Source organism: Hymenobacter puniceus, assembly GCF_014333525.1.
Lineage (GTDB): Bacteria > Bacteroidota > Bacteroidia > Cytophagales > Hymenobacteraceae > Hymenobacter.
In genome coordinates this window covers 45,425-69,007 of sequence record NZ_JACSCX010000006.1, presented here as the reverse complement: position 1 = coordinate 69,007, position 23,583 = coordinate 45,425, and the positions used below count along the sequence as shown (strand labels likewise).

The following is a 23,583-nucleotide window of genomic DNA, read 5'->3' as shown; positions in this document are numbered from 1 at the left end:
AGCCGGCAACGAAACAAAAAGCGGCCAGGACGGCAATTATTGAATCGGTTGGTTGCGTCATTAACCGGCAAACCGGCCTTTTGACTTTCAACGGGACTGCAAAAGAAGCTAATAGCTGACAGCTAACGGCTAATGGCTCAAAATAACCGTAGCTTTGCAGGCCAAATTTCAGACCCTGAAGTGAATACCGACCCCAAACCGCACCGCGCCGGCTTCGTGAGCATCATCGGCAAGCCCAACGTGGGCAAGTCCACGCTCATGAACGCCCTGATGGGCGAACGGCTCAGCATCGTAACCAGCAAAGCCCAGACCACGCGCCACCGCATTCTGGGCATCCTCAACGGCGAGGATTTCCAGTTGGTATACTCCGACACGCCCGGCATCATCCAGCCCAAATACGAGCTGCATAACGCCATGATGTCGTTTGTGTACTCGTCGTTGGAAGATGCCGACGTGATTCTGTTCGTGACGGATATCTACGAAAAGCACGACGAGGAGCCCGTGGTGGAGCGTCTGCGCAAGATGGTGGACACGCCCATTCTGCTGCTCGTCAACAAAATCGACCAGGCCGACCAGGCCGAGGTGGAAGCCAAAGTGGAGTACTGGCGCGAGCATCTGCCCAACGCGGCCCGCGTGCTGCCCATTTCTGCGCTGGAGAAGTTCGGGACTGGTGAACTGCTGGATCTGGTGCTCGGCTACCTGCCCGTGCACCCGCCCTACTACCCTAAAGACGAGCTGACCGACAAGCCAGAACGGTTCTTCGCGGCCGAGATGATCCGGGAGAAAATTTTCAAGCTCTACAAAAAAGAGGTTCCGTACAGCTGCGAGGTGGAGATTGAGGAGTTCAAGGAAGACGAAAACATCATCCGGATGCGCTCCGTGATTTACGTGGAGCGCGCCAGCCAGAAGGGCATCATCATCGGCCAGCAGGGCACGGCCCTCAAAAAAGTAGGTACTTGGGCCCGCGAGGAAATGGAGAAGTTTTTCCAGAAAAAGGTGTTCCTCGAAATCTACGTCAAGGTGAACGAGAACTGGCGCACCGACCCCAAAGCCCTCAGCCGCTTTGGGTATCAATAGTTAGTGCTTAGTGCTTAGGCTGTTCCTTTAATCGATTGCGAAACGAACGACCTAAGCACTAAGCCCCAGGCACTAAGCACTAAACCTCCGACCTCACATTCACTTAACTACTCCGGGCACTGCCGAACTTGGTCGGGCCGGCGGCTGGAGTCAGACAACATGAAAAATACTATTGCCATTGTGGGCCGCCCGAATGTGGGCAAATCCACTCTTTTCAACCGCCTCGTCGGCCAGCGCAAGGCCATCATGGACGATGAAAGCGGCGTTACGCGTGACCGGCACTACGGCTACGGCGACTGGACCGGCAAGTACTACACCGTCATCGACACGGGTGGCTACGTGCACAACTCCGATGATATCTTCGAGGGCGAAATCAACAAGCAGGTAAAGCTGGCCATCGACGAGGCCGATGTGGTGCTGTTCATGGTAGATGCTATGGCCGGCGTGCACAGCCTCGACGAGGAGTTTGCCAACGTACTGCGCCGCTACCAGGGCAAAAAGCCAATATACATCGTCGCCAACAAGGCCGATACCAACTCCCGCATCCACTCTTCCGGCGAATTTTATGCGTTGGGTGTTGGCGACGGCGAAATCTACCCGATTTCCTCGGCCAGTGGTTCCGGCACCGGTGATTTGCTGGATGCCGTCATCAGCCACTTCGAGGAAGAAGGCGTGGAAGAGCCCGACCTGGGTATCCCGAAAATTGCCGTGGTGGGCCGCCCCAACGTGGGCAAGTCCAGCTTCGTGAATTTGCTGCTGGGCACCGAGCGCAGCATCGTGACCGACATTGCCGGCACCACCCGCGACTCTATCCAGGCGCGCTACAACGCTTTTGGGCACGAGTTCATGCTGGTGGACACCGCTGGTCTGCGCCGCAAAACCAAGGTACACGAAGACGTGGAGTTCTACTCCGTGCTGCGCTCCATCCGGGCGCTGGAAGAAGCTGATGTGTGCGTGGTGATGCTGGATGCTACCCGCGGCATTGAGGCCCAGGACGTGAACATTATCGGTCTGGCCGACAAAAACCGCAAGGGCATCGTGATTCTGGTGAACAAGTGGGACCTGATCGAAAACAAGGAAACCAACACGGCCAAGGAGTTCGAGCAGAAGATCTACGAGAAGATTGCGCCGATTTCCTACCCGCCCATCATCTTCACGTCGGTGCTCACCAAGCAGCGCGTGCATAAGGCCATTGAAACGGCCATTGAGGTGTATGGCAACAAGCGCCGCAAAATCCCAACTTCCGAGCTGAACGAAACCATGCTCAAAGAAGTGGAGAAGTACCCGCCGCCTATTCAGAAGGGCAAAACGGTGCGCATCAAGTACGTTACGCAGCTCCCGACCCACAATCCGGTATTCGCGTTTTTCTGCAACCTGCCGCAATACGTGAAGGAGAGCTACACGCGCTACCTCGAAAACCGCATGCGCGAGCATTTCGACTTCAAGGGCGTGCCAATCGGCATTGTGTTCCGCAAAAAGTAGGAGGAACCCGGGCGCTGAAAAATATTTTGCAGCGCCCGGGTTACCTTCTGTTCAGCTTGGTATAAAGCCCTGAAATCAGCTGGTAGCCTTTCCGGCACGGGCTTGATTTTACCTCAAAAAAGACTTTCCAAATCTCTCAACAACCCCCATCATGAAAAAAGTACTGTTCCTCGCCCTGGCCGCTGCTTCGTTCACCTTCGCTTCGTGCGACAGCCAGAAAGAAAACAACATGGAGCAAGCTGCTGACAACGTAGAAGCTGCTGGCGAAGACAAGGCTGACGCTATGGAAGCTGCTGGCAACGAAGCCGGTGCTGACTCGGTAGAAGATGCTACGGAAGCCAAGGCTGACGCTATGGAAGATGCTGCTGATGCTCAGCCAAGCCAGGCTACTCCAGCTCCTGCTACGACTCCTGCCCAGTAATTACGGCAGCGTCCTGGACGCAAAAAAAGAGGCTTTCCGCGTGCGGAAAGCCTCTTTTTTGTTTTCGATTGCAGTACACCAAGATTTATCGGAGCCGAAGCAACTAGCCAAGTCGCCGTTGCAGCAGGCTATCAACCACCTCAAAGAGCCGCCTGGGTTCGTAAGTGCGCCACGGTAGCTCGTCGAGCTGGCCACCGAAGTTCACGTAGTTGTCGATATTGTATTGGCGCATTTCGCGCACCACGTGCTCTTGGAAGTTTACAGCTGCAATCCAGCCGTCTTCCACATCCTCAAACCACTCTTCGTAATAGTCGTCTTCGGAGCCGTGGAAGTTGAACACGTTTTCGCCGATGAGAATGAATTTGCGGATGCCCTCATTGGTCATCATATCAATGATGTTGCGCTTGAGGTGCATGATGTCATTTTCGATGGCGTCGTTCCACTCGCCAATCAACTCGATAATGCCGATACCCTCGTCATAATCCACAAACAGGATTTTCAGAAACAGCGTCTCAGAATCCAGACTATCCCACTGTGGATGGATATAGTAGCCGTAGATGGTATTGACGTAGGCGTCGAGGCTGTTTTCGGCTTCGTGGAGCGGAGAGCGGGGGTCTTCAGAGGCTGAATACTGATCCAGCCAGGCGTAGTGCGGCTCAAGAGTATGCATAGTGGTCGGGTAGTGTGGAGTAGGCTTCTGCCGGAGTTAGTCAGCACAAAAAAAAGCGTGGCAGGAGCCTGATCTGTAACTACGCGTGAACACGGAGGGTTTCCATTGGTGGTCGAAACCCACAATTCCGTTTGAGCCTCAGCCGCCGCCCAGTCTATGCCCGCGCCGCCATGGCCGCCCGTACCGAGCCGTGCTGCAGCAGCAGTGCCGCCGCCTCCGGCTGGCCGATATGCAGTTCTTCCATCAGCATCTTTTCGCCCCGATCTACCAGCTTGGCGTTGCTGAGCTGCATGTCCACCATCTTATTGCCCTTCACGCGGCCCAGCCGGATAAATGTGACGGTAGTGAGCATGTTAAGGGCCAGTTTCTGGCCGGTGCCGGCCTTCAGGCGCGTGCTGCCCGTCACGAACTCCGGCCCCGTCACTACTTCCACCGGAAACTCAGCCACAGCCGCCACCTCCGAGTTGGCATTGCACACGATGCAGCCGGTAGCCAGGCCGTGCTGCCGGGCCTGCTGCAGCCCGCCAATTACGTAAGGAGTGCGGCCGGAGGCGGCAATACCCACCACAATATCCTTGTCATTGATGTCGAAGGCCTGCAGATCCAACCACGCCTGCTGGGCGTCGTCTTCAGCGTTTTCCACCGCCTTCCGAATGGCCGTGTCGCCGCCTGCAATGATACCTACCACCAGCCCGTGTGGCACGCCAAACGTGGGTGGGCACTCTGAGGCATCGAGCACGCCCAGCCGCCCGCTCGTACCAGCCCCGATGTAGAACAGCCGCCCACCCGCTCCCAGCCGGGCCACAGTAGCTTCTACCAGCGCCTCCAGCTGCGGCAGGGCTTTCGCTACCGCCTGCGGCACCGTCTGATCGACGCTGTTCATGCCCGCCAGCAGCTCGTGCGTGGAGAGGGTTTCGAGGTTGTTGAAGATGGAGGGGCTTTCGGTGGTGCTCATGAAGGTGGTGATGAAGTGATAGGGCAATAGCGTGATGAAGGAATGAGCTAGTTAGGGTGATGCGGTAGTTGATGTGGTAAAGCAGCCTCGTTACTTCAACACCTTTTCACTCTATCGCCTAAACACCTCCTTCACCCTAGTTGCCCGATAACGGGGAATTTATCGAATACGTTGGGCGTGTGCGGGGCGTCGCGGTCCAGCTCTTGGGTGAGGTCCTGGCCAGCCCAGTGTTCGTAGTGGTTGCCGCGCTTCCAGAGGCGCGAGCGGGTCACATCATAAATATGGCCCCGGTAGGCCACCCAGATTTCGTCCCGGTCCTGCCCGTTGCGGAGGGCCAGCTGGCTTTTGGTGTACGTAGGGAGCTGGGTGGCTGGTGGCTGCTGGTCAGGTGTCAGGCTCATGCGTTCATCAAATCAATCGTTCTGCGTTGGGCCATGCTTACCAACAGCCAAACCCCAGAGCTACCCCAGCAGCGCCTGTGTCAGAATCCAGCGGTTCGGCAGGTCGCCCTGCGCGGCCCGGAAGTAGTCTTCGTAGCTGCACGGCACAATCCGCTTAATCTCGCTGTCGGCCATGCTTTCCACTTCCAGCCACCACTTTTCGGTGTGGCGGCTTTTGTAGAAAACCAGCTTGGCCGGCGTGCCCGGTAGCCCCACGGCGTAGCGCAGAAACCGGCGGCTCTGAAAGTCGGTTTCGCGGCGGCGGTGGTAATAGCCTTCCACAAAGTACCACAGCATAGTGGCCAGCGTGGCGGCGGCCAAGCCGTGCGTATCGTAGTCGGGGCGGTAGCCGTAGAGACCGAAGGAGCTGAGCTGGTCGTTGTGGCCGGCGTACCAGGCCAGCTTGGCGGCCTCCTCGTTGGTAAGGCCGAACGGGTTGGCCGGGTAGTAGCCGGGCGCATCGTTCCAGCGCAGCGCCGCAATATCAAAGCTCACGAAATCAGCCTGGCGTAGCAATGGCTCGGCCTGCCGGATATCGTCGCGCACTTGACCCACGCGCAGGGTTTCAAAGTGCAGCTTTTCCAGCGCCGCCAGCACATCGGGTGCTACCAGATACTGCTGGTGGGCCAGCTGCGCGAAGTTGAACAGGAAGCTGGGCTCGTGCACCAGCATGCGGCGCAAATGGCTTTCCTCGGGAGCAGCGCAGTCCTGCTCGGCCATGTCCACGCGGGCATCTACGGTGGCGAAGCTCACGGGGCGGTCCAGGGTTTCGTAGGCCAGAAACTGCCCATAATCCAGGTCGTGGGAGCCACCCAACAGAATCGGAACAGTGCCGTGCTCCAGTAGCGCCGCAATGATTTCGCGCAGCCGCTGGTAGGTGTCTTCCAGTGTCAGGCCGGGGCGCAGGTTGCCTAAATCAGCAATGCGGGCCGGGCCGGTGCCTTTTTGCAGCTGATAGAAGCGGCGGCGCACTTCGTCGGCGCCTTGGGTAGCGGGGGCGCCTGCCGCGCTGCCGCGCCATTCGTCCAGGCCAATCAGGGCAAGATCAGCGGCCCGCCAATCCGGAAACGTATCCAGAAAGGGCGTGGCGTAAGCGGCCAGAATGGTGGCGCTAGCGGAAGAGGAAACAAGCTCTTCGCGGAGCGGATCAAAAAAGATGGCCAGATTCATCGGGCGCGGGAGGATGCAGACTCGTACAAAGCTACAGAAAACGCCGCCATGGGCCTATCTTCAGGAGACGGCTGAGCTCCTTGAGTTAGGCAATAACTGGAAAAAGTGTTTATTTAAGCAGCAGTTCGGGTGTGCCCTGTCTTTCAGAAACCCTACCCGGGCGTCGTCGCCTCTCTCTTCGACCATCTATCCCACCTTAGTGCCCTCTCCCCGCATGGACATTCGCCGTACGTTTGACATCCTGCCTCATTTGCAGCAGAAGTACAATAAACCTGACTGCTTCGCCGCCAAAGTCAACGGCCAGTACACGCCTATCAGCACCGATACCGTAGTTGAAAAGGTAAACCAGGTCAGCCTGGGCTTGCGCAGCCTCGGCATTGGCAAAGACGATAAAGTGGCCATCATTTCCATGAACCGCCCCGAGTGGATGTTCGCGGATTTTGGTATTGCCCAGTTGGGGGCCACCAGCGTGCCCATGTACCCCAGCATCACCGTCGAAGACTATAAGTATATCTTCACAGATGCCGGCGTAAAGGCCATTTTCGTGGCCGACCAGAAGCTGCTCGACAAGGTGCGGGAAGCAACGCAGGGCTTGGATATCCCGGCTGAAAATGTCTTCACATTCGACAAGCTGGAAGGCGCCCGCCATTTCGACGAGCTGCTGGCGCTGGGCAAGCAGGGTAGCGCTGCCGACCTGGAGCCTATCAAAGCCGCTGTGACGCCCGACGACCTGCTCACGCTGATTTACACCAGCGGCACCACCGGCCAGCCCAAAGGCGTGATGCTGACCCACAACAACCTGCTCAGCAACTGCCGCAACGCTCAGCGGTTTGTGCCTGTCTCCAAAGAAGACAAGGCCTTGAGCTTCCTGCCGCTCTGCCACATCTTCGAGCGGATGGTAACGCACCTCTACCTGATCAACGGCGTGAGTATCTACTACGCCGAGAGCATGGAAACTATTGCCGACAACCTGCGCGAAGTTAAGCCTGAAATCTTCACGACGGTGCCGCGCCTGCTGGAGAAAGTCTACGACAAGATTGTAGCGAAAGGCCACACGCTGGAAGGTGTCAAGAAGAACCTATTCTTCTGGGCTCTGGATCTGGGCCTGAAATACGACAACCAGAAAGACCACGGCTTCTTCTATAACACGCAGCTTAAGCTAGCCAATAAGCTCATTTTCAATAAGTGGCGTGAGGCACTGGGCGGCAACCTGCGCTGCATTGTGAGCGGCGGCGGCGCTTTGCAGCCGCGTCTGGCGCGGGTGTTCTGGTCGGCGGGTATTCCCGTAATGGAAGGCTACGGCCTCACCGAAACGTCGCCGGTTATTGCTGTGGGTGGCTACGAGCCCGAAAACAATATGATTGGCACCGTCGGCCCTATTATCGACAACACCGAAGTGAAAATTGCCCAGGACGGCGAAATCCTTACCAAGTCGGAGTCGGTGATGAAGGGCTACTACAACAAGCCTGAATTGACGGCCAAGGAATTCGATGCCGAAGGCTGGTTCCACACCGGTGACATCGGGGAGATTGTAGACGGCAAATTCCTGAAAATCACCGACCGCAAAAAGGAAATGTTCAAAACCTCGGGCGGTAAGTACATTGCCCCGCAGGTAATTGAAGGGAAACTGAAGGAGTCGCCGCTGGTAGAGCAATGCATGGTGGTTGGCGACGGCCAGAAGTTCCCGTCGGCTCTCGTGATTCCCTCTTTCGATGACCTCAAAGGCTGGTGCAGGCGCAACGGCGTTGATTGCAACTGCTCCAATGAGGAGTTGGTTAAAAACGAGAAAGTGGTGAAGATGTACGAAGACCTCGTGCATAAGTACAACAACGGCTTCGCACAGTGGGAACAGGTAAAGAAAATTGCCCTGCTACCGCAGCTCTGGACGGTAGAAACCGGCGAAATGACTCCAACCATGAAGGTGAAGCGCAAAGTCATTACCGAGAACAACAAAGCGGCCATCGAAGACCTGTACCAGCATGCCGAGCGGCCGGAAAAATCCAGCAGCCACTAGTATAGTTGCTGAGAAATAATTGAAACAGCCCGGTTCCTGCATTGCAGGGGCCGGGCTGTTTTGTGAGCGGGTAACTACGAGGGCACAAGGCTCGTTCCGGAGAAACTTTTTTTGCCTAACTTAGTATGCAAGCATAACATATTTCTGTATGTTTACCGGACTTGCCGTACCTCCCCATGACTCCCGAAGAAACCGTCGATTATAACATCAAGGTTGCCTGGCACGCCATTTCGCGTATGTACAATACGCAGGCTGCCAAGCACGACATCACCACGAGCATCGGCTTTGTGCTGCTGAACATCGATCAGGAAAACGGCACGCCTGCTACGAAGATAGCACCGCTGCTAGGATTAGAAACCCGCTCGCTCACGCGCATTCTGCGCAGCATGGAAGAAAAGGGCCTCATCTATAAACAGGCCGACACCCAGGACAAACGCTCGGTGCGCATCTTCCTGACCGAGGAAGGCCTGCGCGGCAAGGAAATTTCCCGCCAGACGGTGCGCCACTTCAACCTGAAGGTGCGCGAAAAAATCCCGCAGAGCGAGCTGAACGTGTTCTTTAAAGTAGTGGCCCAGATTACGGGCATGATTGAAGGCAAAACCCTCTACGACGATTTCAAGCTGAAACCTCTGCGCTCCGAGTCGCCGGCTTAGCCGGGCGGCCCGGGGCTTTTTTACGGACTTACTTCCAACTGAGAAAGGGAGTTTGTTCGCCTAAAAACTCGGCATGACGACTAGTTCAAGCCTTCGGCTGACAACTGGTAACTGACAACTAACAACTCATTTTCCCACCTCATTCCTCCCCACGAATGAATCGTACCATCAAAAAAGTAGCCGTTTTGGGCTCCGGGGTGATGGGCTCGCGCATTGCGTGCCACTTCGCCAACATCGGTGTGCAGGTGCTGCTGCTCGACATTGCGCCCAAGGAGCTGCTGCCCGCCGAGGAGGCCAAAGGCCTGAAGCTGGACAACCCGGCCGTGAAGAACCGCATCGTGAATGCCTCCCTGCAGGCAGCCGTGGCGGCCAACCCCTCGCCGCTGTACCGCAAGGCTGATGCCGCGCGCATTAAGACCGGCAACTTCGACGACAACCTCAAGGACATTGCCGGCTGCGACTGGACGATTGAGGTGGTAGTGGAACGTCTCGACATCAAAAAGAGCCTGTTTGAGCGCGTAGAGCAGTACCGCAAGCCCGGCACGCTCATCACCTCCAACACCTCGGGCATTCCGATTTACATGATGACGGAAGGTCGCTCTGACGACTTCCGCAAGCACTTCTGCGGCACGCACTTCTTCAACCCGCCCCGCTACCTGAAGCTGCTCGAAATCATTCCGACGCCGGACACGGACCAGGCGGTGGTGGATTTCCTGATGCACTACGGCGACCTGTACCTGGGCAAAACCACCGTACTGGCCAAAGACACGCCCGCTTTCATTGCCAACCGCGTGGGCGTTTTCGCCATCATGGACGTGGTGCAGGTGATGAGCGAGCTGGGTTTGACGGTGGAGGAAGTGGACAAGCTGACGGGCCCGGTTATCGGCCACGCCAAGTCGGCCACGTTCCGCACTTCCGACGTGGTGGGCTTGGATACGATGATCAACGTGGCCAACGGCCTCGCCCAGAACCTGCCGAACGACGAAGCCAAGCACGTGTTCCAGCTGCCCGACTTCATCAAGAAGATGGCCGAGAACAAGTGGCTGGGCGACAAAACCGCCCAGGGCTTCTACAAGAAAGTGAAGGGCGCCGGCGGTAAGTCGGAAATTCAGGCCCTCGACCTGAACACGCTGGAATACAAGCCCAGCCAGAAGGTGAAATTCGCCACCCTGGAGGCCACCAAGCCGATTGAAAAGCTGGCGGACCGCTTCAAGGTGCTGGCCGCCGGCAAAGACAAAGCCGGGGACTTCTACCGCAAGACCTTCGCGGGCCTGTTTGCCTACGTGAGCAACCGGATTCCGGAAATCACCGACTCGCTCTACAAGATTGATGACGCCCTGCGCGCCGGCTTCGGCTGGGACCTGGGCCCGTTTGAAACATGGGATGCCTTGGGCGTGCAGAAGGGCCTGGAGCTGGCCAAGGCCGAAGGCAAAACCGTAGCCCCCTGGGTAGAGGAAATGGTAGCCGCCGGCCACACCGCCTTCTACAAAGTGAGTGAAGCGGGCATGAAGCAGTTCTACGACATCGAGTCGAAGAGCTACCAGGCCATTCCGGGCATGGAGAACTTCATCATTCTGGACAACCTGCGCGCCACGGGCAAAGTGCTGTGGAAAAACGCCGGGGCCTCGGTGCTCGACATGGGCGACGGTATCCTGAACGTGGAGTTCCACTCGAAGATGAACGCGCTGGGTTCCGACGTCATCCAGGGCCTGCTGAAAGGCGTGGAGCTGGCCGAAAAGGACTTCCGCGGCCTCGTAGTGGGCAACGACGCGCCGAACTTCTCGGCCGGTGCCAATCTGGGCCTCGTGTACATGTTCGCGCTGGACCAGGAGTACGACGAGCTGAACCTGATGATTGCCCAGTTCCAGCAGGCCATGATGCGGATGCGCTATAGCAGCATTCCGGTGGTGGGCGCACCCCACGGCTTGGCTTTGGGCGGCGGCTGCGAGCTGAACCTGCACTGCGACCGGGTGGTAGCAGCGGCCGAAACCTATATGGGCCTCGTGGAATTCGGCGTGGGCCTGATTCCGGGCGGCGGCGGCACTAAGGAAATGACTTTGCGCACCGCCCTCAAGTACGAGGAAGGCGAGCCGGAGTACAACCTGCTGCGCAACGCCTTCATGACGGTGAGCACCGCCAAAGTATCCACCTCGGCCCACGAAGCCTTCGACCTGGGCTTCCTGCGCCGCGGCGACGAAGTGGTGGTGAACTCCAACCGCGTACTGGCCCAGGCCAAAGCCGCCGCCATTGAGCTGGCCGAGGATGGCTACACCCAGCCGCTGCAGAAAACCAACATCAAGGTGCAGGGCAAGGGCGCCCTGGGCATGTTCCTGACCGGCGTGCACGCCATGAAGGAAGGCCGCTACATCTCCGACCACGACGTGAAGATTGCCAACAAGCTGGCCTACATCATGTGCGGCGGCGACCTGAGCAGCCCCACCGAAGTATCGGAGCAGTACCTGCTGGACCTGGAGCGCGAAGCCTTCCTCAGCCTCACCGGCGAGCGGAAAACGCTGGAGCGGATTCAGTCGATTCTGACGACCGGCAAACCGCTTCGTAATTAGTAGTGAGTAGTTGGTATTGAGTATTGAGATTTTCTGGCTGTGCATCAGTATAAGGAACTGAAGGTTTGGCAGAAGGCGATGAGCATAACCAAGCTTACATATCAGCTTTGCGCCGGGTTTCCGGATAATGAACGGTACGGACTGGTGTCGCAAATGCGGCGGGCGGCGGTGTCGTTGCCTTCCAATATTGCGGAAGGTGCCGGCCGGAACTCCAAACCGGAATTTCGACAGTTTCTGGCTATAGCAAACGGTTCTGCTTATGAGCTGGAAACCCAGTTTCTGCTGGCGGCTTCCTTCGGCTATGTTTCAGAAGAAAATCTCAATACCATTTCCTCGCAACTCACAGAATTGCAGAAAATGTTGTTCGGTCTACAAAAGACACTGACGTAAAATCTGCTGGAGCAGAACAGCATCTAACTACTCACGTCTCACTACTCAGTACTAAAAGAAATGAACGCATATATCGTAGCAGGCTACCGTACGGCCGTTGGCAAGGCCAACCGTGGCGGTTTCCGCTTCACCCGTCCCGATGACCTTGCCGCCGACGTCATCAAGCACCTGGTGGCCTCGGTGCCCCAGTTGGACCCCACCCGCATCGACGACGTGATTGTGGGCAACGCCGTACCGGAGGCCGAGCAGGGCCTGCAGATGGGCCGCCTGATTTCGCTGCTGGCTTTGCCGATGAACGTGTCGGGCCTCATTGTGAACCGCTACTGCGGCTCCGGCGTGGAAACCATTGCCATGGCTGCCGGTAAAATTGCCGCCGGCATGGCCGACTGCATCGTGGCCGGTGGTACCGAGAGCATGAGCTTGGTGCCCACCGTGGGCTGGAAAACCGTGCCCAACTACAACCTGGCCCAAAAGCACCCGGACTACTACCTCGGCATGGGCCTCACCGCCGAAGCCGTGGCCCAGGATTACGGCATCACCCGCGAAGACCAGGACCAGTTTGCCTATAACTCGCACCAGAAGGCCATCAAAGCCATTCAGGAAGGCAAGTTCAAGGACCAGATTGTGCCCGTAACCGTGGAGGAAACCTACCTCGACCAGGCCACCGGCAAAAAGAAAAACCGCTCGTTCGTAGTCGATACCGACGAAGGCCCCCGCGCCGATACGTCGATGGAGGCCCTAGGCAAGCTGCGCCCCGTGTTTGCCGCCAACGGCTCGGTAACGGCCGGTAACTCCTCCCAGACTTCCGACGGAGCTGCTTTCGTCATTGTGATGTCGGAGCGCATGGTGAAGGAGCTGAACCTGGAGCCGATTGCCCGCATGGTGACCTACGCCACCGAAGGTATCGATCCGCGCATCATGGGCATGGGCCCCATCAAGGCCGTGCCGAAGGCGCTGCGCCAGGCCGGCATGAAGCTGCAGGATATCGACCTGTTCGAGCTGAACGAGGCCTTCGCCTCCCAGAGCCTGGCCGTAATGCGTGAGCTGGACATGGACCAGAGCAAGGTGAACGTGAACGGCGGCGCTATTGCCCTCGGTCACCCGCTGGGCTGCTCCGGTGCCAAGCTCAGCATCCAGCTGTTCCACGAGCTGCGCGCCCGGGGCCAGAAGTATGGCATGGTAACCGCCTGCGTCGGCGGCGGCCAGGGCGTAGCCGGCATCTACGAGCTGCTGAAGTAGTAGTGTAGCATAAGCTTTAGCTTGTGCCGTGGGCGGCCCGAAGCTCAGCTTCGGACGGAAAACTCAGCCGCTCACGGCACAAGCCAAAGTGTTGCCGAACGAATATGATACCTGTTGATACCCGACGCGCGGCCCATCATTATGCTTCCCAGCATCTGGGATATACTTGGATGCTTGGCTGTATAATAGCCCTTTGCTTTGCCTTGGCAACAAAACAAAGCGACGAAATGGATGCTCATAGATTTGTGTCGCTTACGATGTTGGTAACGATATTCTTTGGGATACCTGCATTATTAGGTGGGCTGTTGCGCTACCTATGCATTTACAGGCACTTCGTGATTCTTCTGAAGAATCCTGGTTACAGTTCCTTGGTAAGCTTTGAAGGCGCATTGCTCCTGATATTCACGGTATCAGTTGCCGCTATTGTTGCTGCCTTCGGGTTGTACCAATGGATTAGTGGAGCCGCCTCTTGGAGTTCTGTGTTAGAGTTTGCGAGAGTGTGTTGCTTCGGCAGCGCTGCTTGGTTTGTGTCGACACTTCTTGTAGGCGCAGTCCAGTTTCGCAACATTAGCAAGCTGAAATCATCGAGCTTCTAAAAAGATTTCCCCGCTAATCCGGGGTTTTCTTTTCGTGAACTAGTCGGCAAGCATAACAAATTTTTGTATCTTTCGGTACGACAAAACAACTGCTTGGCTTATCAGTAAATAGTAGGTAAGCCGAGTAGTTTCTCTTCTTTTTGACTTCGAATTTTCCCACATCAACCCTCATCCACGGTCATGGAAGTAACCAACCAACTTGTGAAAGGCGGCGAGTTTATCATCAAGGAAACCGACGCCCAAGACGTATTCACGCCCGCCGATTTTTCGGAGGAGCAGAACATGATGCACCAGACCGCTCTCGACTTCGTGGAGAAGGAGGTGACGCCGCTGCTGGAGCGCCTCGATAACCACGAGGAAGGCCTCATGCGCAGCCTGATGGAAAAGGCCGGCGAGCTGGGTTTGTTCGGCGTGAGCATTCCCGAGCAGTACGGCGGGTTGGACATGGACTTCCCCACGTCGCTGCGCGTGACGGAGGGTGTGGGTGGTGGCCACTCGTTCCCGGTGGCTTTTGCGGCCCACACGGGCATTGCCATGCTGCCCATTCTGTACTTCGGCAACGAGGAGCAGAAGGCCAAGTACCTGCCCGGCCTGACCAACGGCGAGCTGATGGGAGCGTACTGCCTCACCGAGCCCGGCTCCGGTTCCGACGCCCTGGGCGCCAAAACCAAAGCCATGCCCACTGAGGATGGCGAGCATTACGTGCTCAACGGCCAGAAAATGTGGATTACCAACGGCGGTTTCGCCGACGTATTCATCGTGTTTGCCCAGGTGGACGGTGACAAGTTCACCGGCTTCATCGTGGAGAAGGAAACCCCCGGCCTGAGCCTCGGCAATGAGGAGCACAAGATGGGCATCAAGGGTTCTTCGACCCGTCAGGTGTTCCTGTCCGACGTGAAAGTGCCGAAATCGGCGGTGCTGGGCGAGATTGGTAAGGGTCACCTCATTGCCTTCAACATCCTGAACATCGGCCGCATCAAGCTAGCCGCCGCTTGTTTGGGTGCTACCAAAATGGCCGCCACGCTGAGCGTGAAATACGCCAACGAGCGGGTGCAGTTCAAGCTGCCCATCAGCAAGTTCGGCGCTATCAAGTACAAGCTAGCCCAGCAGGCCGTGCGTATCTACGCCGTGGAGTCGGCTATTTACCGCGCCGGCATGGACATCTACCGCATGGAGCAGGAGCTGCTCGGCAAAGGCCAGAGCCACAATGAGGCTTTGCTGGGTGCTGCCCGCGAGTTTGCCGTGGAGTGCGCCATCCTGAAGGTGGAAGGCTCGGAAGTGCTCGACTACGTGGTGGACGAAGGCGTACAGATCTACGGTGGCTACGGCTTCTCGGCCGACTACCCGATGGACCGCGCTTACCGGGATTCGCGCATCAACCGCATCTTCGAAGGCACCAACGAAATCAACCGGATGCTGGCCGTCGACATGATCCTGAAGAAGGCCATGAAAGGCGAGCTGGACCTGATGGGCCCCGCCCAAGCCGTACAGCAGGAGCTGATGGCTATTCCGGACTTCAACTTGGAAGAAGAAACCGGCCTGTTTGCCGCCGAGAAGAAGACCATTGCCAAGCTGAAAAAGGCCATCCTGATGGTAGCTGGCACGGCCGTGCAGAAGTACATGAACTCGCTCGCCAAAGAGCAGGAAGTACTGATGAACATTGCCGACATGGCCATCAAGGTGTACACCGCCGAAAGCACGCTGCTGCGCGTGGAGAAGGAAGCCGCCGCTAAAGGCGAGGAGGCCGTTTCGACGCAAATCGACATTGCCCGCGTGTACCTCTACGACACCGTGGACCAGGTGAATAAGTTCGGCAAAGACGCCATCGGCACCATGACCGAGGGCGACGAGCAGCGTCTGCTGGCCATGGGCCTGAAGCGCTTCACCAAGTCGGACCTCTACAACGCCAAAGAAGCTCGTCGCCGCATTGCTGACCACCTCATTGCCGCTAATGAGTACACCTACTAGATCTGGTGATAAACTCACAGACGCCGTAATAAATCAAGTCCACTGGCAGGTGACTTGAGGCATAGAAAAAGCCGCTTCCTGATTGTAGGAAGCGGCTTTTTCTATACGTGAAAACCAGCGCTAATCCACCTGAGTGAACTTCTGAGTGAGAATGAAACCATTGCCCTGTAGGCGCAGCAAATAGCTGCCGGGCCGAATTTTGTTCAAGGGAAGCTGAAGTTCGTTGCCAACCATGCGTACTGAATGCATTGTTAAAACTTCGCGCCCTAAGGCATCAATTATATCTAGCTGTAAGGCCGCATGCTCGGGTGCTCCCGCTAGCCGAAGCGTTATGTTCCGGGTGGCAGGATTAGGAAAAAGCTGCAAATGAGCATTGTCAAATCGGCTGGAACGGTTGCTTAGCTGGACTGAGGATGTTAAGCGAACCACGCCGAAACTTTTTGTGCCAACAAGGTCTGTATGCGTACCGGCTACTAGAATTTTGCCGTCGGCCTGCACAACCATGTACTCGGCATTTATATTTGGTAGCAGCACGCTTCCCATCGAGTTGAGAACAGGCTGACCCGTGGAAGAAAGACGGACGATGCTCAGTCCTGCGGCTGTCCGTGCGCCCACTACAAATTCTCCGAGCGCCGTAAGCTCGAAGCCAACGAGGCTTTGGCCGTTGGTGCCACCGAAGGCAAACTTCGACAGGCCTCCTCGCCCAAATCCAGGGTCAAGAGTACCGTTGGCTAGGTAGCGGGCTACCCCAATAGAGTCGCTAATTAGTCGATTGCCCTCGTAGTAGGATTGCAGCGACGCCACCACAATTTTCCCATCGGGCTGCAACTGCATCTTTTTCCATTCTAAGCCCCGGCCGCCATTAGGTCTTGTGAGCACAGCAATTCCGTTGGTGCCGAACGACGGATCATATTGTCCGTTGCTTTGGTAGCGAAGAATAGCGGCCCCTTGAGGTCCTACATAGTTCTGAGTGGAAATGTAATGCACGCCGGCTGTAATCAAACGACCTGATGCATCAACAGCTGAAACCGCTACTCTTTTATCGGAATTTGCGCTATTGGGAGTCGTTTGGTTGCCTACTGCGGGGTAGCTATGGGAATATGTGTTGTCTGGCGTGCCGCTGCTACTTAGTCGGCTAATCTCTGGGTAATAAGCTGAAGAAAGACCATACCGAGTGCCTACGCTTATAATGTTGCCGTCGGGCTGCTGATTTATGGAGGCAGTGGCAATGCCTAAGCTACCACTGCTGACATAGGGAACATAGCGGCCATCAATTCCAAAGGAGGGGTCGAGAGTACCTGATGCGAGGTAACGGGCAGTTACCGGGTGCACAGGCCCAGAAGTTCTCATCTCGCCGCCAACAACCAGCTTACCGTCAGTCTGCAAAATTGTAGACGTAGGTTCGACATAGCGGATACTGGCAACTGGGCTACCCGCTGGTAGAGAGAAGCTATGACTGAACTGGCCAGCCGTGCCAAAGCTGGCGTCTGGTTGACCCTGAGCGGTTAGGCGGGCTACTCCAAACATGTCACCAGTGCGGCCAGTCACGACGATGCGGCCGTCGCCTTGTAGTTCCAGGCCTCGCACTGCATCATTAGGTGAAGTAGTCGGGAAAGTGATTAAGGCCTTTCCTGCCGTGCCAAAAGTGAGGTCAGGAGAATATACCTGTCCGTAAGCAATGCTACTAGCTAAACTTAGCGTAGTAGCCACAAGAGTAGAAAAGCGCATAGATACAATTGGCTTTGTGTGGTAGTATACCTGGTTGAATTTCAACTTTTATTCGTTTTTAAAAGTATGCAAATATCATAAGCGGCGCCTAGCCATAGTAGAGATTCAAAGCCATCATATGGTATGCCAGATAAATAGAGGTGAGTATTCTAGCAAGGCAATATGCATAGATGGGCGCTTCTTGTGCCTTGTGTTACTTGAATTAAAAAAATGTCATCCATCTATTAAAAGTGGTGCTTCAAATACACAGAGCAGCACATAATGTGGTGAGACAAACAGGGCGGTCTGCGCCTCTTGTATCTTTCTTCATAGAAAAATGACAATAATTAAGCACAACGTCAACTGCTAGGACGTCGTTTGCAAGAAAGTATTCCCACCTTCATTCCATCCACTTATGGCCAACGAACAGGTACAGGGCAAAGACTTTTACGAGAGCGTGCTGCGGTTCTACGATCATGCAGCTAGCTTCTCCAAGCTCGACCCCGGCATCATTGCCCAAATCCGGGCCTGCAACAGCATTTATAAGGTCAATTTCCCGGTAGAGGTAGACGGCCACGTGCAGGTATTCGAAGGCATCCGGGTGCAGCATAGTCACCACAAGCTGCCCAGCAAAGGCGGCATCCGGTATAGCGTGTATGTAGATGAGGAGGAAGTAATGGCGCTGGCTACGCTCATGACTTTTAAATGCGCCCTAGTAGACGTACCGTTCGGCGGCGCGAAGGGAGGAGTGAAAATCAACCCACGCACCACGCCCGTCAACGTTCTGGAGCGCGTAACGCGACGCTACGCCAGTGAATTAATCAAGAAAAACCTCATCGGCCCCGGTATGGACGTGCCGGCGCCCGACTACGGCACCGGTAGCCGCGAAATGGCCTGGATTGCCGATACGTACATGACGTTCAAGTACGGCGACACCAACGCGCTGGGCTGCGTGACGGGCAAGCCCGTCGGGCAGGGCGGTATCCGGGGCCGGACCGAGGCCACGGGGCTGGGCGTGTTCTACGGCCTGCGCGAGCTGCTACTCGATGAGCCCATGCTGAAGAAAGCGGGTCTGAGCAGCGGTATTGCCGGTAAGCGCATCATCGTGCAGGGCCTGGGCAACGTCGGTTACTACGCAGCACATTTTTGCCAGGAAGAAGGCGCTCTTATCACTGGCATTGCCGAGCGGGAAGGCGGCATTTATAGCGAGAATGGCCTCGACGTGGCGGCCGTGTTTAAACACCGTCAGGCAACAGGTTCGATTATGGGCTTCGCAGGGGCGCAGGACGTGGCCGAGTCACTGGATTTGCTGGAATATGAGTGCGACGTGCTACTGCCCGCCGCGTTGGAAAACCAGATTCACGAGGGCAACGCGGCTAATATCAAGGCAAAGATTATTGCTGAAGGGGCCAATGGCCCCACCACGCAGGGCGCCGAGAAAATTCTGTTGGAGAAAGGCATCATTATCCTGCCTGACCTCTACCTCAACGCCGGCGGCGTGACGGTATCATACTTCGAGTGGCTGAAAAACCTGTCGAATGTGCGGTTTGGCCGCATGGGCAAGCGGGCCGAGGAAGGCGCCATGCGCCGGCTGGTGGCCACCATTGAGCGCACTACCGGCAAGACCATCACGCCGGAAGAGCGCCAGCAAATCGTGCACGGCGCCGACGAAATCGACCTCGTACGCTCCGGCCTCGAAGACACGATGATTACCGCATACCAGTCCATTCGCAAGGTGATGGACGATATACCGGGTATCACTGACTTGCGTACGGCCGCCTTCTACAGCGCCATTGAGAAAATCGGCGTTAGCTACCAGTCCCTAGGTATCTTTCCATAAATCGACTGGAACACAAACGAAAAAAGCTGCTTCTGGGGACAGAAGCAGCTTTTTTCGTGCAATAATCCTGTCATCCTGAACATGTCGCTTGATGCGCAATATGCTCAGGATGGCAGGAGGGGCTTATTTCACCACAATCTTATTCAGCATAAGGGCCGCTGATTTCTTGTTGGGACGGCTAACGCCGACGAGGGTCTTGGCATCCAGCCAGCCAGTAAAATCCTTCACGTAAGAGGGATTCTGGTCGGCGGCCACATTCAGGCCCAAGCCTTTGGGCTCCGATACCACGCCCGTTTGTGCATTCACGCGGCGCAAATACAGATCCGACTTATTCTTAAGCTTTTCCCATGTCACTATCTGAATATCCTGCCCGAATACGGCTGCCCGATAGCCGATACTGCTATAGCCTTCAGCAGCCGGGGCTACTTGGTCTTTGCCAATGATGCTATGCCAACTCGGCGACTGAAACTCGTTGTAGCCGAACAAGTGCAGTTCGCGGGTATGGCCAGGGGAGTCGTCACCGCCGTCTTCATACTTTTTCTCGGCCACTGCCACCAACTGCTTGTCTTCGGTCAGGAGCAGGTCGGTGAGGTATACATCTTCGAGGCGCTTGGCCGTGGCACTATTGGCCTTATTGACTTCAGCCAGATACTCGGGCGTGAATTTAAACTCGGGTGCAAACTTCATGTCGCCTTCAGCAGAGAAGTCGAACTTCACCACTTTCAGGCTGTGGTAGAGGCCGGTTTCCCGCTCGTTGCAGATGGCGGCAGCGTACAGTGTATTATCGGGCAGCAGCCGGAAGCGGGAGTCGAATACGTTCACCACCTTGCCCCCAAACACCCCACCCACGGCCACCGACATCACCTTGATATCCTTACTGTCGTTGCGGTAGCGCCGCACGGCCAGTTTCTTCATCTCGTCGCTCACCAGTGTCACGTACTGCGTTCCATCGTTGCCAACGTGCACGGTGGTGGAAAACAGCGCGCCTTGGTCGCTGAAATCGTAAAGGCGGTCCTTAAGCTTGGTTAGTTTTTCGTCGTAGATGCTGGCGTTGATGCTTTTGATCTGGGTGCCGCGGGTGAGGTAGCGCCAAGCCACCAGTTTGGTGCCATCAGGAGAGAAGGCTATGCCTGGGCGCCGGTCGCGGGCACCGGTTTCGGTGAGCTTCTTTAGGGGTGCTTTCTGGCCACTGCTCAACTCAATCGTTTGGGCCGACAGCGACTGGGCTGCGCCATCTTTCTGATAGATGGCTACAGTCGCCTGAGTTGAGCTATTGGCAAAGCCATCAACTGTTTGCTCGGCTGTGAGCGGCAGCGCAGTGCTCCACAACCGCTTCAGATCGGCATCGTAGCGCTCTACCGCGTATTCTGTAGCCGATTTGTGTGCCAGAATAAGAAAGCCGCCACCGGAAAGGACTAGTGTTTTCTGGGGTATCCGCTCATTATAACGGTCCTCGCTGCGTTCAGGTAAGTAGCTGAACCCAGTGGATTTTACTTTCTGAGCCCAGCCCGTTGCCGGGGGCAGCAGCAAGCCAATTGCAAACAGGCTGGTGAGAAGAACGTATTTCAAATCCACGGAAAAATTAGGTTAAATGAAGAAATTCTAAAAAGCCCAAAAAATGTACTCTCCAAAGGTATCCAACTTACAGCACCTCCCGTACATGCCCCACAATCAGAGCGGCAGATGGTCTTTCTGAGTAATCATTTGGTCATATATCCATAACGTTGAGGTGGTCATTATTGGCTATGCTGTTCGTTTTCTTTGTGGTAGGTATGGTCGAATTCTAGCTGTCCGGAAATAAATGATCCGACAGATTAATCAGAAAACTCGGTCTGAAGTGTTGTTTCACTGTTTTTTGAAGAAGAAACTGCTAATAGAATTCTTTGAATATGTGGCAGATACACAATGCTGCCTGGTCTAAACAAAAATTTGGCCTTAACTTTGTCACGCCGTGCTCTCACCAGCCGGAAAGCTACCCGTCAATATGAAATCTTTACTTCGCTTTTTTCTTCTCTTTGCACTTATCATCATTGGGAAAGTTGCCAAAGAGCCAGCTGGCTTCTCGGAAATTACCAAAGCCATACATGTAGTGGAAGGTGCTCCGGTTAGCCCGGTACTGTTGCTGCAGCAGCCCAATGTCCAGACCGGCTCCCCGGCGGGGGAATTTGAGTTGTGGCAACCTACTTCATCCGCTGCTAACGCAGCCAGCAGCTTTCAATAGAACTCGGTAAGCGACTTCAATAGTCGCTTTTTTTATGCCCGCTCCGGCGGTATTTCTCTTTAGCTGATGCGGCTCCAGTTCACGGCCGTGGCCGGCAGGCTTTCGATGTGACGGCGGATAGCCTGATTTTCGGGTTTCACCAGATCGGGGTCTTCGGCCAGAATGGCCTGGGCAGCAGCCCGGCTCTCGCTCAGGATGCGGCCATCCTTGGCTAGGTCAGCAATAAGCAGATCCAGTACGCCGCTTTGCTGGGTGCCCATCAGGTCACCGGGGCCGCGCAGCTTCAGGTCGATGTCGGCAATTTCGAAGCCGTTGTTGGTGCGCACCATCGTTTCGATACGGGTGCGCGAGTCCTTGCTGAGCTTGTAGCCGCTCATCAGAATGCAGTAGCTCTGGTCGGCGCCCCGGCCCACGCGGCCCCGCAACTGGTGCAGCTGCGAGAGGCCGAACCGCTCGGTACTTTCAATCACCATCACGGAGGCGTTGGGCACGTTCACGCCTACCTCAATTACGGTGGTGGCCACCATAATCTGGGTTTCGTTTTTCACGAAGCGCTGCATTTCGGCATCCTTTTCGGCGGCGCTCATGCGGCCGTGCACAATGCTGATCTGAAACTCGGGAAAGGCGCGGGCCACGCTTTCGTAGCCGTCCATGAGGTCTTTGTAGTCGGCCATCATCTCGCTTTCCTCGATGAGCGGGTACACAATGTATACCTGCCGGCCCAGCCGAATTTGGTCGCGCAGGAAGCCGAACACCTTGAGGCGGTTGCTGTCGAAGCGGTGGACCGTGACGATGGGCTTGCGGCCAGCCGGTAGCTCGTCGATGACGCTCACGTCCAAGTCGCCGTAGAGCGTCATGGCCAAGGTGCGCGGAATGGGCGTGGCCGTCATCACCAGCACGTGCGGAATCACGTGGGGGTTTTTCTGCCAGAGCTTGGAGCGCTGCGCCACCCCGAAGCGGTGTTGCTCGTCCATGATGGTGAGGCCCAAGTTTTTGAACTGCACCACATCCTCCAGCAGCGCGTGCGTGCCTACCAGCATGTTCATCTCGCCGGAGCGCAGCTGCTCGTGCAGCACGCGCCGCTCGGCGGTGCGGCTGCTGCCCGTTAGCTTCCCGATTTTCAGCCCCAGCAGATCGGCAAAGCCCTTCAGGCCCACATAGTGCTGGTCGGCCAGGATTTCGGTGGGGGCCATCAGGCAGCTTTGCGCGCCGTTGTCGGCGGCCATGAGCATGCTGATAAACGCCACGATGGTTTTGCCCGAGCCCACGTCGCCCTGCAACAGCCGGTTCATCTGCTGGCCGGCGCAGAAGTCTTTGTAGATGTCGTGGATTACGCGTTTCTGCGCCCCGGTGAGGTCGAAGGGCAGCACGTTTTTGTAGAAATGCACCAGCGTAGGCACCTCCTTGAAGATCTGGCCGGCTAGCGTGACTTTGCGCTGGTCGCGCTGACGCAGCAGCTTGAGCTGCACGTAAAACAGCTCCTCAAACTTGAGGCGGAAGCGCGCCGTCTGGAGCAGCTCGGTGCTCTGCGGAAAGTGAATCTGCTGGATGGCTGTGGCCTTGTCCATCAGCGCATATTGCTGCACCAGCGCCGGCGACAAAGTTTCCTGCACGTGGGGCAGGGCAATCTTCAGCAGGTCGGCCACCATGCGCATGATGGCCTTGCTATCGACGCGGTGGTAGTTTTTGAGCTTTTCGGAGGTGTTGTATACCGGCTGCAGGTAGCTCTGGCCGACTTTCTGCTCGGTCACTTCCTCCATTTCGGGGTGCGCCATTTGGGGGCGGCCGTTGAACATCGTGGGCTTGCCGAACACGATGTACTCCTGATGATTTTTAATCACCTTTTCCAGGTAGTTCACGCCCTTAAACCACACCAGCTCCAGCTCCCCACTAGCGTCAGCCACTTTAGCCACCATACGCTTTTTCGGGCCTTCGCCCACCACCTCGCGGTTGCGCAAAATGCCCTTCACCTGCACAAACGGCAGGTCGTCGTGCAGGTCGCAGATGTTGTAGAACTGGGTGCGGTCGAGGTAGCGGAATGGGTAGCGCTGGATCAGGTCGCCGTAGGTGAACAGGCCCAGTTCTTTCTGCAGCAGCTGCGCCCGTTGCAGGCCCACGCCCCGCAGATACTCAAGTCTGGTCTGGAAAAAATTACTCAAGGGGAGTAAAGCGTTGG

18 protein-coding genes are annotated in these 23,583 nt (G+C 56.3%); 11 read left to right on the top strand and 7 right to left on the bottom strand.

Annotated features, from left to right (window positions below; all coding sequences use genetic code 11):
* Positions 1-180: 180 nt before the first annotated feature.
* The 3 genes from era to H8B14_RS16210 all read left to right on the top strand — a co-directional run bounded on the left by era (position 181) and on the right by H8B14_RS16210 (position 2,980).
* Positions 181-1,077: a GTPase Era gene (gene era / locus H8B14_RS16220; RefSeq protein ID WP_187316708.1), complete on the top strand. Its 897-nt coding sequence runs from the start codon at positions 181-183 to the stop codon at positions 1,075-1,077.
* A 159-nt stretch (positions 1,078-1,236) separates the two neighbouring features.
* Entirely contained in the window at positions 1,237-2,559 is a 1,323-nt protein-coding gene (gene der, locus H8B14_RS16215) for a ribosome biogenesis GTPase Der (protein ID WP_187316707.1), read from the top strand.
* Between the two features lie 151 nt (positions 2,560-2,710).
* Positions 2,711-2,980 carry a hypothetical protein gene (locus H8B14_RS16210; protein WP_187316706.1) on the top strand — a complete coding sequence of 90 codons (270 nt, stop codon included), beginning with the start codon at positions 2,711-2,713 and terminating at the stop codon, positions 2,978-2,980.
* A 103-nt stretch (positions 2,981-3,083) separates the two neighbouring features.
* Here the strand turns inward: H8B14_RS16210 and H8B14_RS16205 are convergent, their stop codons facing one another.
* From H8B14_RS16205 to H8B14_RS16190, 4 genes are all read right to left on the bottom strand, one after another.
* The gene (locus H8B14_RS16205) at positions 3,084-3,650 is read right to left on the bottom strand and encodes a hypothetical protein (RefSeq protein ID WP_187316705.1); all 567 of its coding nucleotides are present in this window, start codon (positions 3,648-3,650) and stop codon (positions 3,084-3,086) included.
* A 154-nt stretch (positions 3,651-3,804) separates the two neighbouring features.
* Entirely contained in the window at positions 3,805-4,605 is an 801-nt protein-coding gene (murQ, locus tag H8B14_RS16200; protein ID WP_187316880.1) for an N-acetylmuramic acid 6-phosphate etherase, read from the bottom strand.
* A 131-nt stretch (positions 4,606-4,736) separates the two neighbouring features.
* Positions 4,737-5,006, bottom strand: coding sequence for a cytochrome b5 domain-containing protein (locus H8B14_RS16195; RefSeq protein ID WP_187316704.1), 270 nt, complete (start codon positions 5,004-5,006; stop codon positions 4,737-4,739).
* A 60-nt stretch (positions 5,007-5,066) separates the two neighbouring features.
* Positions 5,067-6,215 carry a formimidoylglutamase gene (locus tag H8B14_RS16190; protein ID WP_187316703.1) on the bottom strand — a complete coding sequence of 383 codons (1,149 nt, stop codon included), beginning with the start codon at positions 6,213-6,215 and terminating at the stop codon, positions 5,067-5,069.
* Positions 6,216-6,429: 214 nt separating this feature from the next.
* On the opposite strand from H8B14_RS16190, the gene H8B14_RS16185 reads away from it, so the two are divergent.
* From H8B14_RS16185 to H8B14_RS16160, 6 genes are all read left to right on the top strand, one after another.
* Entirely contained in the window at positions 6,430-8,229 is a 1,800-nt protein-coding gene (locus H8B14_RS16185) for an AMP-dependent synthetase/ligase (RefSeq protein WP_187316702.1), read from the top strand.
* A 176-nt stretch (positions 8,230-8,405) separates the two neighbouring features.
* The gene (locus H8B14_RS16180; protein ID WP_044014483.1) at positions 8,406-8,882 is read left to right on the top strand and encodes a MarR family winged helix-turn-helix transcriptional regulator; all 477 of its coding nucleotides are present in this window, start codon (positions 8,406-8,408) and stop codon (positions 8,880-8,882) included.
* A gap of 155 nt (positions 8,883-9,037) precedes the next feature.
* Positions 9,038-11,446 (top strand): 3-hydroxyacyl-CoA dehydrogenase/enoyl-CoA hydratase family protein, encoded by a 2,409-nt coding sequence (locus H8B14_RS16175; protein WP_187316701.1) that lies wholly within the window; start codon positions 9,038-9,040, stop codon positions 11,444-11,446.
* A gap of 39 nt (positions 11,447-11,485) precedes the next feature.
* Complete coding sequence (locus H8B14_RS16170) at positions 11,486-11,836, top strand: four helix bundle protein (RefSeq protein WP_187316700.1); 351 nt, start codon at positions 11,486-11,488, stop codon at positions 11,834-11,836.
* A 60-nt stretch (positions 11,837-11,896) separates the two neighbouring features.
* Positions 11,897-13,075: an acetyl-CoA C-acyltransferase gene (locus H8B14_RS16165; protein ID WP_187316699.1), complete on the top strand. Its 1,179-nt coding sequence runs from the start codon at positions 11,897-11,899 to the stop codon at positions 13,073-13,075.
* A gap of 776 nt (positions 13,076-13,851) precedes the next feature.
* The gene (locus H8B14_RS16160; protein WP_187316698.1) at positions 13,852-15,639 is read left to right on the top strand and encodes an acyl-CoA dehydrogenase family protein; all 1,788 of its coding nucleotides are present in this window, start codon (positions 13,852-13,854) and stop codon (positions 15,637-15,639) included.
* A 120-nt stretch (positions 15,640-15,759) separates the two neighbouring features.
* Here H8B14_RS16160 and H8B14_RS16155 read toward each other — a convergent pair whose 3' ends face one another.
* Positions 15,760-17,367: a T9SS type A sorting domain-containing protein gene (locus H8B14_RS16155; RefSeq protein ID WP_187316697.1), complete on the bottom strand. Its 1,608-nt coding sequence runs from the start codon at positions 17,365-17,367 to the stop codon at positions 15,760-15,762.
* Positions 17,368-17,761: 394 nt separating this feature from the next.
* On the opposite strand from H8B14_RS16155, the gene H8B14_RS16150 reads away from it, so the two are divergent.
* Positions 17,762-19,186 (top strand): Glu/Leu/Phe/Val family dehydrogenase, encoded by a 1,425-nt coding sequence (locus tag H8B14_RS16150; RefSeq protein ID WP_187316696.1) that lies wholly within the window; start codon positions 17,762-17,764, stop codon positions 19,184-19,186.
* 123 nt (positions 19,187-19,309) lie between these two features.
* On the opposite strand, the gene H8B14_RS16145 is transcribed toward H8B14_RS16150, so the two are convergent.
* A complete protein-coding gene (locus tag H8B14_RS16145) occupies positions 19,310-20,755 on the bottom strand; it encodes a hypothetical protein (protein ID WP_187316695.1) in 1,446 nt (481 codons plus the stop codon).
* 382 nt (positions 20,756-21,137) lie between these two features.
* Here H8B14_RS16145 and H8B14_RS16140 point away from each other — a divergent pair, with 382 nt between their 5' ends.
* Entirely contained in the window at positions 21,138-21,407 is a 270-nt protein-coding gene (locus tag H8B14_RS16140) for a hypothetical protein (protein WP_187316694.1), read from the top strand.
* A 59-nt stretch (positions 21,408-21,466) separates the two neighbouring features.
* Here the strand turns inward: H8B14_RS16140 and recG are convergent, their stop codons facing one another.
* The gene (gene recG, locus H8B14_RS16135; protein ID WP_187316693.1) at positions 21,467-23,566 is read right to left on the bottom strand and encodes an ATP-dependent DNA helicase RecG; all 2,100 of its coding nucleotides are present in this window, start codon (positions 23,564-23,566) and stop codon (positions 21,467-21,469) included.
* Positions 23,567-23,583: the final 17 nt, after the last annotated feature.